Origin of the sequence: Proteus sp. fly-1008, assembly GCF_040140305.1 — a bacterium.
Classification (GTDB): Bacteria; Pseudomonadota; Gammaproteobacteria; order Enterobacterales; family Enterobacteriaceae; genus Proteus; species Proteus vulgaris_B.
In genome coordinates, this window is record NZ_JBEEWH010000003.1 from 25,893 (window position 1) to 43,245 (window position 17,353).

Consider the following 17,353-nt stretch of genomic DNA (forward strand, 5'->3'; position numbering starts at 1 on the left):
TACTGTGAACGCCGTTTTTTATTATTTTTAAGCTTGAATAAGCTTATTTAGATTTCTTCAAATGTGACATTAAACGCTTACGTTTACGCATTTGAGATTGTGTTAATTTATTTTTCTTATCCGCATAAGGGTTTTCACCCTCTTTAAATTGAATGCGAATTGGCGTTCCCATAACTTGCAGAGTACGACGGAAATAGTTCATCAAATAACGCTTATAGCTATCTGGCAAATCAGTTACCTGATTACCATGAATAACCACAACAGGTGGATTATAACCACCAGCATGTGCATACTTCATTTTTACACGGCGTCCACGAACAATTGGTGGCTGGTGATCATCTTCTGCCATCTTCATGATACGCGTCAGCATTGATGTACCAACACGACGCGTTGCACAGACATAAGCTTCTTGAATAGATTCGAAAAGATTGCCCACACCACTACCATGTAATGCAGAAATAAAGTGAACTCGTGCAAAGTCAACAAAGCCCAGTTTAAGATCAAGCATGGCTTTTACTTGTTCACGATCGTCTTGTGTCATGCCATCCCATTTATTAACAGCAATCACTAATGAACGACCCGCATTCAAGATATAACCTAGTAATGAAAGATCTTGATCAGAGATGCCTTCACGCGCATCAATAACTAACAATGCAACATTAGAATCTTCAATCGCTTGCAGTGTTTTGATAACAGAGAATTTTTCTACTGTTTCTTTCACTTTACCGCGCTTACGAACTCCGGCTGTATCGATGATGATATATTCTTTATCATCACGCTCCATGGGAATATAGATACTGTCGCGTGTTGTGCCGGGCATATCGTAAACAACTACACGATCTTCACCAAGCATACGATTTGTCAGCGTCGATTTACCCACATTAGGACGACCAACGATCGCCAATTTGACAGGTAATGTAGAAGGATCGAAGTCATCTTCTTCCTCTTCTAATGCTTGTGCTTCTTGCTCAGCTTCTAATGCAGCCCAATATGCTGCATTCTCTTCTTCTTCGGTCAGCTCTTTTTCTTCTTCAACCACTTTTCCTGTAATTGGTAATAATGCTTGTTCAATTAATTGAGCCACACCACGACCATGAGAGGCCGCAATTGGGAAAATCTCACCTAAACCTAAAGAATAGAAATCAGCTAACGCAGTATCAGTATCAATACCGTCTGTTTTATTCGCAACTAAATATGTTTTTTTCTCAACACCACGAAGATGTTTGGCAATGCCTTGGTCTGCTGGCATTAAACCGGCACGAGCATCAACTAAAAATAGTACAACGTCGGCTTCTTGAATTGCCTGTAATGATTGTGATGCCATATGGGTTTCAACACCCTCTTCAGCACCATCAATACCACCAGTATCAATAATAATAAACTCTTCGCCCTCTAACTCCGCACGACCGTATTTACGATCACGAGTGAGGCCTGGAAAATCAGCAACTAATGCGTCTCTTGTGCGTGTTAGTCGATTAAACAACGTGGATTTACCCACGTTAGGGCGCCCTACTAAGGCAATAACGGGTATCATTTTTTGATGCCTCATAAAAATACAATCATAATTCTGATTGTATTTTACATGTAAATACTAAAAAGACGAAACGGCTCCTTTAAAGGAGCCGTAAAATAAATAGATTTGTCAGCAATAAATTACCGACTATAAAGATAAACTTTACCGTCACGAGCTTGGATCATCAATTTATCTTGTACCGCTTGAGGGCGACTTAATAAACCTGAGCTATTCACTTGGTTTTGTGCAATGAATTTACCATTACTGGTATCAATCCAATGGAGATAACCTTCTGCATCACCAACGACTAAATAACCATCAACAATAGCAGGTGCAGTTAAATTACGATGCAATAAATCTTCTTGTGTCCATAATGTCACACCATCCGATTTACGAACAGATAAAACTCGGTCATTTTGGTCAACAAGGTAAAGATTATCACCTAGCAATACCATATCATTGACTGAGCCTAGGTCGCGTTTCCAAAGAATTTGTCCAGAACGCATATCAAGGCTAACTAAGTTACCGTTATACGCCATTGCATAAACAGTATTTTCATCAATAATTGGGGTAATATCCACATCATTTAATCGGCTAATTTCAGTTGAGCCTTTAATTTGTGAAATATTTTGTTGCCAAATCAACTGTCCTTGAGAAAGGATAACTGCACTGACACGGCCATTATCTGCACCAATAATTGCAGCACCATAAGCAACAGCTGGCGCAGACTCACCACGAAGAGATAATGATGGTGTATCTAAATTAACTGTCCATGATATTTCGCCAGTTAATAAATCCAGCCCTTGCAATAAGCCATTACTAGTATGGATAAGCACTAATCCATCACTAACAACAGGTTTTGAAATGGCTTCACCTGCAACATCGGTTTCCCAATCAATAGAACCATCATCAGTATTCAGCGCATAAACTTTTGCTTTTTCAGTTCCCACAAAAACCCGAGTACCTGAAACAGTCAATCCACCAGAAAGTAATGCGGATTCATTGGATGAAAGAAAACCGGTTTTAATAGAGAGATCTTGTGACCAGAGCTCTTTACCTGTTTCCAAATCTAACGCTTTAACTAAACCATGGCGATCAGCGACATAGACAACTGAGCCATCCCATGTTGGTGACAAGTGAGAATAGTATTTACCAATACCATTTCCAACTGACTTATCCCAAACAGCTCTAGGTGTAAATTGGCTCTGCACCTCAGGTAATGGAGACATTGTCACATTATCCTGTTCACTAGAACAGCCTGCCAATAAAGCAGATGCTAGTAGACCAACCAGGAGAGTTTTACGCAGTTGCATGTCTGAAGATCCCTTTAATTGGATAAATTATTGAGTTTAAGTTCAACCAGTGAGCGAATAGCACCCGCATTTTCATCAGTTAATGCGCTACGATAAGCAGTTGCCGCACCTGTATTATCGCCTTTTTTCGCTAATACATCACCACGGATATAATTTTTCATTCCATTCCATGCTTTGCCTTTCACTTGCTCTAACGAGATCAAAGCAGCATCAGTTTTATCTAATGCTAATTGTACTCGAGCTAAACGAAGATTTAGCATATCTGCAAATGCATCATTTTTTACTTTTGCAATAGCGGTTGTCAGATGACGCTCACCATTAACTAAGTCATTAGCATCAATAGCAATCTGTGCAAGTTCTAATGACGCTAGTGCGCCATAAACATCATTTGTATCTGTAACAAATTTGTCGGCTAACGCAATATTTTCAGGGGTTGGTTTAGCAAGTGCTTCACTCACAGTTGCAAAAGCCTCTGCACTTTCTTGTAAGCGATTTGTTTGATGTGATTGCCAATATTTCCAACCAAACACACCACCAAAACCAATAACAGCAGCTAAAACAATAGTTAAACCGTAATTTTTTATAAACTGTTTAATTGCATCAACTTGTTCGTTTTCGGTGCTATAAACTTCCACAAGTCTCTCCTTAACTTAATAACAGAGTCAATTGCTGAGCTAGCTCATTACGAGCAACGATTGTTTGTTCACCTGAACGCAAATCTTTCACTGCAACAGTGCCAGCATTAATTTCATCTTCACCTAAAATCAATGCAATTTTAGCGCCTTGTTTATCGGCACGTCCTAATTGCTTTTTAAAGTTACCATTACCATGATTCGTCATTAGACGTAATGTTGGTAATTGGTCACGAATTTCTTCAGCAAGCATTAATGCTGCGCTTTGGCTCTTCTCACCAAAAGAAGCAAGGTAAACATCAGCCACATTAGTATCTGCAACAAATTCAGGGTTAACCGCTTGAACTAATAAAATCATGCGCTCCATACCCATTGCAAAACCCACCGCAGGGGTTGGATGTCCGCCAAGTTGCTTCACAAGACCATCGTAACGCCCACCTGCACAAACTGTACCTTGTGATCCTAATGCGCTGGTAACCCACTCAAAAACAGTACGGTTATAATAATCTAAACCTCGCACTAAGCGCTGATTAACACGATAGGTGATACCCACAGCATCTAATAATGCACAGAGACCATCAAAGTGTGCTCTTGATTCGTCATCAAGATAATCGAAAAGTTCAGGCGCATCATTCAATAAAGTCTGAATTTCTGGATTTTTCGAGTCTAAAACACGTAATGGGTTAGAATACATACGACGTTTGCAGTCTTCATCTAGCTTATCTACATGTTGCTCTAAGAAAGCGACTAACGCTTCACGGTATTTAGCTCGTGCTTCTAATGAACCAATAGAGTTAAGTTCTAATGTTACGTGTTCTGCAATACCTAACGCTTTCCACCAGCGCGCAGTTAACATAATTAACTCCGCATCAATATCTGGGCCTTGTAGACCAAAGACTTCTGCACCTAACTGGTGGAATTGACGATAACGACCTTTTTGAGGTCGCTCATAGCGGAACATTGGCCCTAAATACCATAAACGTTGTTCTTGGTTATAAAGCAGACCATGTTCGATACCTGCACGTACACAGCCCGCAGTATTTTCTGGGCGTAACGTCAGGCTTTGCGCATCTTCACCACGGTCGGTAAAAGTATACATTTCTTTTTCAACAACATCAGTGACTTCACCAATTGCTCGCTGAAATAGAGGGGTATGCTCTACGATAGGTGTTCTGATTTCACTAAAACCATAACCCGCTAAAATTTGTTTTAGTGTGTTTTCAATTTTCTGCCATACACGAGTGTCAGCAGGTAGATAGTCGTTCATACCACGAATGGCTTGGATTTTTTGTGCCACTTTTCTTCTCTAATAGTTATTAGTTGATTGTTAGGCTGATTATAGAAGCGAAATCAATCAGTATTCAACGTGAAATCAATAGTAAAACTGGCTCATTGATTAATGAGCCAGTTTTTTGAGTATTATTTATCCAATTGATTTATGTTTATACGCATGCTGTCATCAAGCATTGACGCTTTAGCGCGGATCTTCGCTTCTAATAAATCAATCATATTGCCATTATCAAGGCGCTCTTTTTGTCTTACGCCATCTTCATAAAAACCACTGCGTGTTTTAGCACCAGTAACGCCTAACGTTGATACTTCTGCTTCACCAGGGCCATTAACAACACAACCGATAATAGAGACATCCATTGGAGTGATAATATCTTCTAACCGTTGTTCTAATTCATTAACTGTTCCAATGACATCAAATTCTTGGCGCGAACACGTTGGACAAGCAATAAAGTTAATACCACGAGAACGAATACGTAATGATTTTAGAATATCAAATCCGACTTTAACCTCTTCAACTGGATCAGCCGCTAATGAGATCCTTAATGTGTCGCCAATACCTTCTGATAATAAAATCCCTAAACCAATAGCTGATTTAACTGACCCAGCTCTTGCTCCACCAGCTTCGGTGATCCCAAGGTGTAAAGGTTGATCAATTTTTTTTGCTAATAAGCGATAAGAATCTACTGCGAGGAAAACATCAGAGGCTTTTACACTAATTTTAAATTGTTCAAAGTTCAGTCGTTCGAGAATATTGACATGGCGCATCGCTGATTCAACTAACGCTTCAGGTGTAGGCTCTCCGTATTTCTCTTGAATGTCTTTTTCAAGTGAGCCACCGTTTACGCCAATACGAATAGGAATATTATAATGACGAGCACAGTCAACAACTTGACGAATTCGCTCTTCACTTCCGATATTACCTGGGTTAATACGCAGGCAATCAACGCCATATTCAGCGACTTTTAATGCAATACGATAGTCAAAATGAATATCAGCCACTAAAGGCACATTAACCTGTTGCTTAATTAATTTGAATGCTTCGGCAGCATCCATTGTAGGTACAGAAACCCGAACAATATCCACCCCAACACGCTCCAGAGATTTTATCTGGCGAACAGTCGCTTCTACGTCTGTTGTTCGTGTATTCGTCATCGACTGTACAGCGATAGGTGCGCCATCGCCAACAGGAACATTACCTACATTAATTCGAGTAGATTTACGACGAATAATAGGTGATTCTTTATGCATTGATTAATTCTCCCATGCTTCCATGCTTGCTCAAATGTGTAGTCAGATTAAGCGCTCGGTACTGTTATTTTTGCTATTTTTCCAGTAAAACGACTTAAATCAATTGATTCACCATTAAACTGTAAGCGAGTAACAGACGGTGCGCCTATTTTTAGTTTATAAGGTTGCTCACCATCAAATTCCAAACGATCACCCGCTTTCTTAATACCATTAAATAAAATTTTATTTTGAGCATTACGAATTTCTAACCAACATTCACCATCAAACATTAACACTAATTGGTTTGCGACCTCAGGCGCTTGTGATGATGTTGATTCTTGTGTTGAATTTGCACGAGAAGTTGTCGATGTTGTTAACGGTGATACCGGTAATGGAACTGTTCTAACTTCTGTAGGTGCAGGTGTCGTCGTTTCAATTGTTGGTGACGTAGCAACATTACTCCCCTGAGTATCGACTAATGGCGATGCAGGTACTTGTAAATTATCACCTTCAGATGTTGACGTATTATCTAAGGTTGCTAATGGAGAATCTACCGTATTAGTGTTTTCTTGTGTACTATTTTGCCCTATGTCTTGTGATGCCATAGAGACTAATTCTTGTTGATCCGCCTGATGACCTTGCCACCACCAAACACCAACGAGTGCGACCATTACAATGACAATCACCCATGTGATTTTCATCAGCCAGCCCTCACGTTTTTTGTGACGTTTACCTAATGAGTAATTTTGTGTGGTTGTCATCCTAATTTGTTTAACGGGCGCTTGTTGGTCGATAAAACCAAGGATGTCTTTTTCAGGAACGCCAACTAATTTGGCGTAAGAGCGCATATATCCACGTAAGAAGGTTGGTGCAATATCAGAAGAAACAGAATCTGTTTCAATTTCGCGAACTGTCGATAACTTCAAACAAAGTCGATCAGCAACAGTTTGTTGTGTTAGCCCTACTTTTTCTCGTGCCTGACGTAAAAGTTGACCAGCTGTTAATTTCACTTCTTCGGTTTTGTTTTCAGTATTCATTAGCAATCTAGGCACTGTGGCTATTGGATGTTTAACATTGATGAACTCGAAAAAGTACCAAATACCTTAACGTTATCACCGCGAATTTTTTGATATTTCATTATTACTTTGCTGGCAAACCAAATAATCTGGCGGTATATCCTCAATTGACACACTATTATTGTTTAATAGTTTTTGTTCACAAAGGAAATTACCATAAAGCCTTAATACATTAACATTTACTGGCTTCGACTTCATCGCTAATTTGTAATAATCTAACGCTTGAATAGAATTTCCCAATAACTGCGATGTTAATGCCATTCCTAAATTAGCTTCAAGGTGATTTGGCATCACCGATAACACTTTTTGGAAATGATATTGTGCGGCTTGGTATTGCCTTTCAGCTAAATAAGCATCACCTAATTGTAAACGTGTCGATACTGCAACACGTTCTTGATTGGCTGATGATTGACAACCTAATGTCAATAACATCAAGCCAATAGTTATAATTACTGATGATATCCTTATCATCTTTATATTCCTTAAATATATTCATCCTTGTTCTCTCTACTTTGCAATTATGTAAGACACTTCACAAAGAAAGAGATATCCAACTGTATCAGACTGCTTTTACTGAAATTAGTTCACCTTGTTGGCGTTTTTTCAGTGTACGTTTTGTGCGGTCAATAACATCACCCGCTAATTGTCCACACGCCGCATCAATATCATCACCACGCGTTTTGCGTACAATTGTTGTAAAACCATATTCCATTAATACTTTAGAGAAACGGTCAATGCGACTATTAGAACTACGTCCATAGGGTGCGCCCGGGAATGGGTTCCATGGAATTAAGTTAATTTTACATGGCGTATCTTTTAAAAGCTCGGCTAATTGGTGAGCTTGTTCAGTGCTGTCATTAATATGATCAAGCATGACATATTCAATAGTAACTCGCCCTTGGTTCGCATTTGATTTAGCAATATAACGGCGAACACCTTCAAGAAACATTTCAATATTATATTTCTTGTTAATTGGTACGATTTCATCACGAATGTCATCAGTTGGCGCATGTAATGAAATAGCTAACGCTACATCAACGGCATCACCTAATTTATCTAATGCAGGCACAACACCTGATGTAGATACAGTGACACGACGTTTAGATAAACCAAAACCAAAATCATCCATCATGATTTCAAGTGCTGGAATAACATTATTTAAATTCAGTAATGGCTCCCCCATCCCCATCATAACTACGTTAGTAATAGGACGACGACCAGTCTCTTTTAATGAACCAATAATTTTAGCTGCACGCCACACTTGCCCAATGATTTCAGATACTTTTAGGTTACGGTTAAAACCTTGCTGTGCAGTTGAACAGAATTTACACTCTAAAGCGCAACCGACTTGGGAGGAAACACATAACGTTGCACGATCATCTTCTGGGATATACACCGTTTCGACTTGTTGATCGCCAACTTTAATTGCCCATTTAATCGTGCCATCAGTTGAACGTTGTTCTTCAGAAACTTCAGGTGCTTTAATTTCAGCAATTTCTTTTAATTTGTTGCGTAACACCTTGTTGATATCTGTCATTTGATCAAAATCGTCATAACAGTAGTGATACATCCACTTCATAATTTGGTCAGCACGGAAAGGTTTTTCGCCCATAGAGACAAAAAGCTCTCGCATCTGTTTACGATTTAAATCCAACAGATTAATTTTAGTTTTTTGATTCACAGTATTTTCTTTAGAAACAGCGACAGAAGCGCTTGGCGCTGGGGTGGTAGATTGGGTCATGACATTGCCTCGTTGTTACACTATGCGGCCTGCATTAGCATTGATGCTAATGGGATACTTATATATTTGTATAATTAAACAATAATAAAAAACGCCCTGTTAATAATCAAACAGGGCGTCGCATTGTACTGTTTTTCGCGTAGAGATGCTAATAAATTAGCGTGCGCAAACTTCGTTTTCAGTAAAGAAGTAGGCGATTTCGCGAGCAGCAGAAGCTTCTGAATCTGAACCGTGTACCGCATTTTCAGTAAAGCTATCAGCGTAATCAGCACGTAGTGTACCTGCTAATGCATTGTCTGGATTAGTGGCACCCATCAGATCACGGTGACGTTGGATCGCATTTTCACCTTCTAACACTTGAACCATAATTGGGCCAGAAGTCATAAATTCAACTAAGCCATCAAAAAATGGACGGCCTTTGTGCTCTTCATAAAAGCCTTCAGCTTGTTCGCGAGTCAAATGCAACATTTTAGCGCCAATGATGCTAAAGCCTGCACTTTCAAAACGGTGGTAGATAGCACCGATAACATTTTTTTTCACTGCGTTTGGTTTGATAATAGAAAATGTGCGCTGAATAGCCATGTCTTACCTCTAAATTATTTTATTAATGATAACTTTTGTTATCTCTTTTATCGCAGATCATGGAAAAACGAATCAAAAACCGCATTCCCTGCAAAAAATAAGGGCTCGATTATAGGAGGATAAAAATGAATTGCACAGATTGAATAACCTTTTTTTTTAAAAAACTGTGGCAAAAAAGTTATAAATTATCGATCTAATCACATTTTTAACGTTTCCCATACTCAAACTGAAAAATGAGAATAAAAAAGAACCGTAATGAAATGCTATTAATAATTCTTTTATCTTTATTAAAAAGCGTATTCTAGTTAAAAATCTCTCGGTTCTTGTTTATCTCATCGTTTCAGTTTAACGGAATATAAAATTAACCATATCCGTTTGACCACTTAAATCAAGCACTGACAATTGGTATTTACCTCGTTTCTCTAGTAAATAAGAGAACGTTTCACCATTTTCAGTCTTTCCTATTTGTTCACCATTTAAAAACCACCATTGCATACCACTTCCACCTTGCGTAGAAACGGTTATTTCGAGATTAGTTTCACTGGGTAATGGTCTTAGTAAATCACCCGCACGAATACCTGAAATAAACAAGGGAATAATATCCTCTTTAATTGGTGGACAAGTTTCAGAAATCGGTGGCAGTCGTTTTGCTCTACGCTCTTTTTCAGGCAACCATGCTTCTAATGCTATCGGCCATAAGGCGATATCTTTTAACGTTGCATTAAGGCAATCAGGTCCTGTGCGTTTACCTTCATTATCTAACCAAATTTTTTCGTTGATCCCCAAAATACCTTCTTGGCTATCATTTAATAAAGTTGGTGGAATGGTGTTATCTAAGATCCAACTTCGACGACTGACTCTACAATTGCTATCTTCTTTTGGTAATGCCTTACCTGTTGGCCAACAAATAGTTGCAGCGGTTACACTACTAGGGCGTAGATCTGTCGGTGGCCGCTGTTTATTTTGGTAGAAATAGCCTGTTAGTAAGTTATTAACTTGATTCATAATAGGTACAGCTGTTGCAAAACCAAATTGTCCTGCAACCGGAGTACCATCAGGCCTTCCTACCCAAACGCCAATGGTATAACGGGCGTTCACTCCAATAGACCATGCATCTCGATAGCCATAACTGGTACCTGTTTTCCAAGCCAAAGGAACTACAGGCGAAATTGCACTATCTGGACGAGGCCTAGCTTCTCCTGCCAAAATACGCCTTGTGATCCACGCGGAACCTGGTGACATTAATACCCGATTCTCGATTATCTGTTCTGGTTTAAAACGTAAAGGTGCTGTTTTTCCTTGCCTTGCCAGCGCACTAAAGGCGGAAACAAGTTCATCCATACGTGTTGCGGTTCCCCCTAAAATCAGAGCTAAATTAGGTTCTGAGCCATAAGGAAAGCGCATTTCAAGGTGATTATGTCGCAATTTTGCTGCAAATTTCTTGGCACCATACACTTCAATAAGTTGTACTGCTGGCAGATTCAAAGAACGACTTAAGGCTTCGCTGGCACTGACTGCACCATTGAAACCAGAGTCAAAATTGCCGGGGCGATAATTATCAAATCGACGAGGTACATCTTGTAAGAGTGATTCCGCATGAATAAGCCCTTCATCTAATGCAAGTGCATAAATAAAAGGTTTTAATGTTGAACCTGGCGAGCGCCATGCACTAATCATATCGACATGGCCAAAGCGCGAGTTGTCATTAAAATCCGCAGAGCCAACATACCCTTTTACGCTCATATCTGTATGATCAACCACTAAAATGGCTAAGGATGTTTTATCTGCTAGCTGATATTTCCATTGATTGGCAATATCTTCAAGTTGTCGTTGAATATTAATATCAATCGTTGTTGTTATAACAGGCGCTCGCTTTTCGTTATACATACGACGAGCAAGCAATGGCGCCAATTGTGGCGTTTGTCTTGGTGCTAATAAAACCTGTTCTTCTTTTATTTCATCAACTTTTTCTTGTGACCATATTTGATACTCTGCCAGTCTATCAAGCACTTTATCGCGAGCAGCTTGAGCTCGTTCAGGGTATCTATCAGGTCGTAAACGACTTGGTGCTTGTGGCAATACCGCCATTAATGTTGCTTCACCTGCAGACAAATCAGCAGGTGATTTACCTAAATAAGCCCAACTTGCCGCACCAATACCTTCTAAAGTACCTCCAAAAGGTGCTCTATTGAGGTAAATCTCCAAAATTTCGTCTTTTGAGTAATACCATTCTAATTGCAAGGTGCGCCAAAGCTGTTTGATTTTTCCGCTCAAAGTTCGAGAATGTGGATCAATCAATCGAGCCACTTGCATCGATAACGTACTTCCTCCTGAGACAATTCTTCCTGAGCTTAAGTCTTGCCATGCGGCTCGTAATATTGCCATTGGATTAACACCGGGATGTTGATAAAACCAACGGTCTTCATAGGTGATAAGAGCATCTAAATATTCAGGAGAAACATCTGCAAGTTTGACATGATAACGCCACACCCCCTCTTTATCAGCAAAACGCCAAAGAGGCGTGCCATCTTGCGCCGTGACAATAGTTGCTATTTGGGGTTCAGGATCAGGGAGAGGCCAAATTTTATCTGCGATCCAGACTAAAATGGGGGTTACAAATAGAAAAATAATGATAACAGCAATAAGCCGTTTATATCCTAGTTTCATTCAATCACTCAAAGGAAGAAGCCCTTTCCGAAGAAAGGGCTACAAGATTTAAGGAACAATATCAATCTTGGTTTCTGTTGAACCTATTGCTCGCCAATAAGGCACATACATTGATTCAACTTGTGGAGGTGGTACTTGATAGCTACCCGGTGTAACTGCTCTTGCTAAATAGAGTAATGTTGTAGGACGATATCTGTCTACAGAAACCGCAGCAACAAATCGATCATCACGATATTCAAGGTGTTTAATATTAGCTTGCCCCATATCGTCGATAAACTCCTGTAAGTCAGCCGCACTATCACTCAAGCTTGCACTGCTTGATGCTAAGTTTTGGTTTTCAATTTCAAGACCCGCAGGTAATAAATCAACAACCAAAGCATCAGGAACATCTCTATCTGCTGAAACTTCTAGTTTCACCACCAGCATTTCACCACTTTGTAAACGATTTGGATGAACGCGATTTCCTTTCAAGTCATAGTAACTACGATGAACATTTAACACATTACTATAAGGTGCTGGAGCCACTTTCGGATAGCCTACGATATTCATTCGTGAATAAATCGCAGCACCACCACGGTTGTTTAGTTCCAACCCTTCTTGTAATTGCGTTGATGTTAATGTTTCATTCACCGCGCGATCGCTACTGATTGCAGGGATTTGACGATTTACAGCGACCTCCCAAGGTTGCTCAGACATATTAATAAAGAAGCGCCCTGCAAGATATAAAGAGTTGCTTTCTTGTGTTGAGAACCACTCACGACTCGTTAAGTTATCTGATAACGTAATCACACTTGCATCACGAGATTGTGTTTCAAGATTATTTTCACTTAATAAAGCAATAATTAACGCTTGGTCACGAATAACGCTACCGTAATCACCTAACCCATAATTATATTTACGAGTTGTTGTCACGCCTTCTGCAATTAAACCTTCTGCACGACTGTTATCACCCATCAATTTTAACGCAATGCCTAATTGAACTAACGCCAAACCACTACCAGCATCATTTCGCTCAAGATAAAGGCGACGTAATTCACCCAAAGGTGCTTTTTGTTGATTCGCTAATACAAGTGCTGCATATGCTCTGGCAGAGAAACGGGCAGCATCTTGGTTAACCGCATATTCATAGTTAACCAAGCTTTTATCTTGTAAATAACGTAATAAGCGATCATTGGCACGTTTTAATGGTTCCGCTGGAACAGCATAACCTTGTTGTGAAGCACGGAATAAAAAGTCAGTGGCATAGGCTGTTAGCCAATACTCTTCACGTCCATCTTGGTTCCATAAGGAGAATCCTCCCTCTGCTTTTTGCATTGTCAGCAGGTGGGCGATACCTTTTTCAATTGCCACTTTTCTATCAGCATCAGTTTGCGTTTTGATCCCTAATTGCTTCAACTCTTTTTCTGTTGAATATAAAGAAGGATAAAGCCCGCTGACAGTTTGCTCTAAGCAACCATAAGGGTAAGCAAACAACTCTCTGACATAACGTGCAATCTGTAATGGAGGACGGCTTGTCAGTAATAATTCACCTTCAAGCGTTGAGTTATTAAAACGATTTAAAACGTCTGTTGGCAAACTCCACGTCTCACCATCTTGTAACGTGCTTGCATAATGAAGTGTTTCTGCCGGATAAGCAGGACGAACACCTATATTCCATGTGTTGTGGTAAGGTTTAATTTCTTCACCAGGTACTTTAATACCATAAATAGACAGTGAGAATTCGCCTTGACCAAAGCCATGTTTCGCTTTTACTGGGATCTGAACTTGGGTACGTTCACCTTTTGTCAGCGATACTGTTTTACTTTCTGCACCACCTAATCCTACCAGACCAGAAGCAGTGTAATTTAACGTGATAGATTGTGCGTCATCCGTTAGATTGGTTAAATCTAAAGACAACAGTGCATTATCACCACCCGCCATAAATCGAGGCAATGAAAGTTGAGTCACTAAAGGTGCCGCAATAACCACTTTACCTTCTTGACTACCGAATTTATCAGCAGTCCAAGCTTGCGCCATTAAACGAACTTCGCCATTAAATTCAGGAATAGGTAAAGAAACTTCCCCCTCACCTTGGGCATTTAATTTTACAGGTGCTGTTTGTTGAGCAATGATTTGCACATCGGTTAATGGTTTTTTACCACCACGAGATAGCGCCGCGGCTTCACCACCATCACCACCAAAGCGCAGATTCGCTAAACGACCTTGCCCTTCAATTAATTGCCCATAAACATCATATTGATCGATGCTGTAACGTTTACGACCAAAGAAGGCATCGTAAGGATCGGGCGTTTTATACTCTGTAATATTTAATACACCCGTGTCTACCGCAGAAACTAAAACATTAATGTTTTCAGGTAATGGCTGGCCTGCAACTGGATTCGCTTTAATGCGGATTTTTAAATCTTGATTTGGTCGAATTTTTTCAGGGGCATCAAGTGAAATATCAATCCGACGGTTTTTATCCTGTAATGGTAAATGTAAAATACCAACAGCACGTTTTACAGTCGCTTGTTTTGATGTATCACCAGGCCTTACAACAACAGATGTCAGATAGAGATCGTGCCTTGCCCATTCTTTATTAATAGGCACTTCAACATCGAGTCCTTTTTCTGGTACATCAATTTCTTGCCACCATAAAGGCCCATTACTTGATTCTAATAAGACATAACCTTTACCCGGATGAGGCGCGACAATGTTTAACTTCACTTTCTCGCCTGGTAAATAACCTTCTTTATCCAGTTTAAGTTTAACTTGATCTGGTCTTACCGCACCTGTTCCACCAGTGTTATCCATCCAAGAATATCCCGCCCAGAATCGTAAGCTACTGACTAATTCTGTTTTAGGATCGACCACTTCAATACGGTAAGAACCCCATTCAACAGGGAAGGCCACTTTTGCTGTGCCATCTTTTGCTATTTTGATGGTTTGTTCATCCATTTGCAGATCTTTTTCGTTATAGCCCGATTCCCAGCCATTCGAACTAGACCAACGCCAATAATAATCATGGCGCTCATAGATAAACTTCACTTTAAGATCGTTTGCAGGGAGTTTTTTACCGTCTTGATCTGTATAGACAATTTCAAATTCAGCCATTGAGTTTTCATCAACACTGTAACCTGATTTATATTTATCTGTACGGTAGTCATAAACTTCTTTTTTAGGGAAGACTGGACGAATACCAGCAAGATGAGTGGCAGGCCAAACAGCTTGCTGATAACGGCGAGTAACCGGACGCCCACCAGCTTCGAGCAAGCTTGCTTGTAAAATAATATTAATTGGTGATTTCAGTTCAGCATAGCGATCACTATCAACACTTAATTCACCTTGTCCGTCAGAGTCTAAATTAAGTTCAAACTCATCCAATAAACGGCTGAAATTTTCATCTTTTACGGCACCAAATTCATAACCAGGTAATTTACTGACCGCTTCACGAGAAGCTTTTAAGAAGACTTGTCCTTGTAAGCGATTATCGGCCGCTGGTGCACCATAAAGGTAACGCCCTTCAAGATCAAAATAAGCATCATTACCACTAAGTAGAATGCCTTTTTTACCCGTGATGACTAATGCCATTCGCTCTGGCATAAAGTCTTCAACCTGAAATTCATAGAACCGAGGCGTTCCATCACCGATATCAAAACGCAAAGTACGTGTACCGGTATTTTCATCGGCAGGAATAGCTAATTTTAACTGATAGAGTCCATTTTCAGGCTGCCATACAAAACTACGTGACACTTGGCCATCTGTTTTGAGTAAATCCACTTTAACGGGTTGCTCTTTAATTGGATTACCGTCGCCATCGCGCAGTAACGCATTAACAATTAAAGTTTCACCTGGACGATAAAGATCACGAGGGCCAAAAGCAAAAAACTGTTTGCTATAACCTTGAGGGCCTCCGATATCAAACTCAGAAAGATCAAGCGCAGGTTTACGCAAATCAATCATACTAGTTTGACCATCACGAATAGCCATTAATAAACGCGCTTTATCACTTTTCTCAAGTGTGGCATGTCCTTGGCTATCTGTTTGCGCTTTGGAGATTAAACCACCTTTTTCATCTAATAAACGAATTTCTACTTTATTTAACGCAGAACCATTTTTAAGTGATTGGGTGAAAACATCTAACGAATCAAGGTAACTATGCATCGACAATCCGATATCACTAAAAGTGAATACCGTAGCTGGCACCGTATAAGAATATTTACCAGCTTGTTGCATTACAGCAATATAGGCACCTTCTTTTTTCAGAGCATCTATTGATTTTAATGGTAACAATACGTTTTCACGGGTATTTTTTTCTGTATTTAACTCAAAACGACCGGTATAAACCAAATCAGCTTGAGATAAAAATTCATCAGATTCCCAATAGTTAATGTTAGAACGACTTTCCCATTGCGTTAAAAATTGAGCCAATTGCTCATCTTTTACACGGAAAAAGTTAACATCTACTTGATCCACATTTAAGGCAATAATAGGTAAGCCTTCGGCAGCATCAAATGGTAATAACGACCCTTTACTGGTAAATCCAACTGAAGGGAAAATTTCTTCTGTGGTTAATTTCTGGCTAAAAGGCGTTGTTAATGTACGTTCATTAATACCTTTGATTTTATCATCAATGGTTAAATTCAATTCTGTTGATGGTGGCAAATGACGAAAACGCAACTCCATCAAGTTGTCTGATAACTCCCACGCACCTTCTAGTTTTCCTTTTTTGGTATCAACAAGATGAATAACGTTATCAAACTTTTGGTCTGGATCAAGTGGTACAGAGAAAGTCACCACCATAGTACTTGCACCATCACGTTGCAGTTCTGATGCATCTAATACAGTGACATCTTTTCCTGCAAAACGCATAGCCAATTCATCACGAACTTCTTTGCTTTTTAATGCAGTTTCATTATTCGTTTTTGTTGTAACTGCTGATCTTTCGCTATTTTGAGTGGCAGTATCTGGTGTATTTTGAGCTGTGTTTTTTTGCTCAGTTGTTTGTACGTTTTGCGCTTTGTCTGTTGATGACAAGCTTTCATCAGCTTTGTCATCACACCCACTCAGTGCCAACGCAGACGCCAATACAACAGCAAGTGAGCACCAACGATAGCCTCTCTTTTCTGTATATTGTCTAAATTGGTTTTGATTCATATCCATTTCCTTTAAATTCAACCCCTGAATAATGCGATGTTTTATGCAGGCCGGGCAGAGATAATATAGATTTTTCTTTGTTCTAATAAGATAAAAAATAACAATATTGACTATATTTTATCGAATATAATGAAGTTCTTTACAGGGAAAAGTCGCGCTATTTTTACACCAAA

11 protein-coding genes are annotated in these 17,353 nt (G+C 39.6%); all 11 read right to left on the reverse strand.

What is annotated here, in order from left to right; genetic code table 11:
* Positions 1–43: 43 nt before the first annotated feature.
* The 11 genes from der to ABN256_RS06750 all read right to left on the reverse strand — a co-directional run bounded on the left by der (position 44) and on the right by ABN256_RS06750 (position 17,180).
* Positions 44–1,534, reverse strand: coding sequence for a ribosome biogenesis GTPase Der (gene der, locus ABN256_RS06700; protein WP_115350059.1), 1,491 nt, complete (start codon positions 1,532–1,534; stop codon positions 44–46).
* Positions 1,535–1,653: 119 nt separating this feature from the next.
* Positions 1,654–2,826 carry an outer membrane protein assembly factor BamB gene (bamB, locus tag ABN256_RS06705; RefSeq protein ID WP_196553800.1) on the reverse strand — a complete coding sequence of 391 codons (1,173 nt, stop codon included), beginning with the start codon at positions 2,824–2,826 and terminating at the stop codon, positions 1,654–1,656.
* 14 nt (positions 2,827–2,840) lie between these two features.
* On the reverse strand, positions 2,841–3,461 hold the full coding sequence (locus ABN256_RS06710; protein WP_072068689.1) for a YfgM family protein: 621 nt from the start codon (positions 3,459–3,461) through the stop codon (positions 2,841–2,843).
* A 10-nt stretch (positions 3,462–3,471) separates the two neighbouring features.
* Positions 3,472–4,755 (reverse strand): histidine--tRNA ligase, encoded by a 1,284-nt coding sequence (hisS, locus tag ABN256_RS06715; RefSeq protein WP_196553801.1) that lies wholly within the window; start codon positions 4,753–4,755, stop codon positions 3,472–3,474.
* Positions 4,756–4,877: 122 nt separating this feature from the next.
* Complete coding sequence (gene ispG, locus ABN256_RS06720) at positions 4,878–5,999, reverse strand: flavodoxin-dependent (E)-4-hydroxy-3-methylbut-2-enyl-diphosphate synthase (protein ID WP_072068690.1); 1,122 nt, start codon at positions 5,997–5,999, stop codon at positions 4,878–4,880.
* A 47-nt stretch (positions 6,000–6,046) separates the two neighbouring features.
* Positions 6,047–7,015: a cytoskeleton protein RodZ gene (gene rodZ / locus ABN256_RS06725; protein WP_115350060.1), complete on the reverse strand. Its 969-nt coding sequence runs from the start codon at positions 7,013–7,015 to the stop codon at positions 6,047–6,049.
* A 75-nt stretch (positions 7,016–7,090) separates the two neighbouring features.
* Positions 7,091–7,525, reverse strand: coding sequence for a hypothetical protein (locus tag ABN256_RS06730; protein ID WP_072068692.1), 435 nt, complete (start codon positions 7,523–7,525; stop codon positions 7,091–7,093).
* An 88-nt stretch (positions 7,526–7,613) separates the two neighbouring features.
* Positions 7,614–8,795 carry a dual-specificity RNA methyltransferase RlmN gene (gene rlmN / locus ABN256_RS06735; protein WP_109407318.1) on the reverse strand — a complete coding sequence of 394 codons (1,182 nt, stop codon included), beginning with the start codon at positions 8,793–8,795 and terminating at the stop codon, positions 7,614–7,616.
* A gap of 156 nt (positions 8,796–8,951) precedes the next feature.
* The gene (ndk, locus tag ABN256_RS06740) at positions 8,952–9,377 is read right to left on the reverse strand and encodes a nucleoside-diphosphate kinase (protein WP_023581630.1); all 426 of its coding nucleotides are present in this window, start codon (positions 9,375–9,377) and stop codon (positions 8,952–8,954) included.
* Between the two features lie 345 nt (positions 9,378–9,722).
* Positions 9,723–12,044: a peptidoglycan glycosyltransferase PbpC gene (pbpC, locus tag ABN256_RS06745; protein WP_349439282.1), complete on the reverse strand. Its 2,322-nt coding sequence runs from the start codon at positions 12,042–12,044 to the stop codon at positions 9,723–9,725.
* Between the two features lie 48 nt (positions 12,045–12,092).
* On the reverse strand, positions 12,093–17,180 hold the full coding sequence (locus ABN256_RS06750; RefSeq protein WP_502929691.1) for an alpha-2-macroglobulin family protein: 5,088 nt from the start codon (positions 17,178–17,180) through the stop codon (positions 12,093–12,095).
* Between the last annotated feature and the right edge of the window lie 173 nt (positions 17,181–17,353).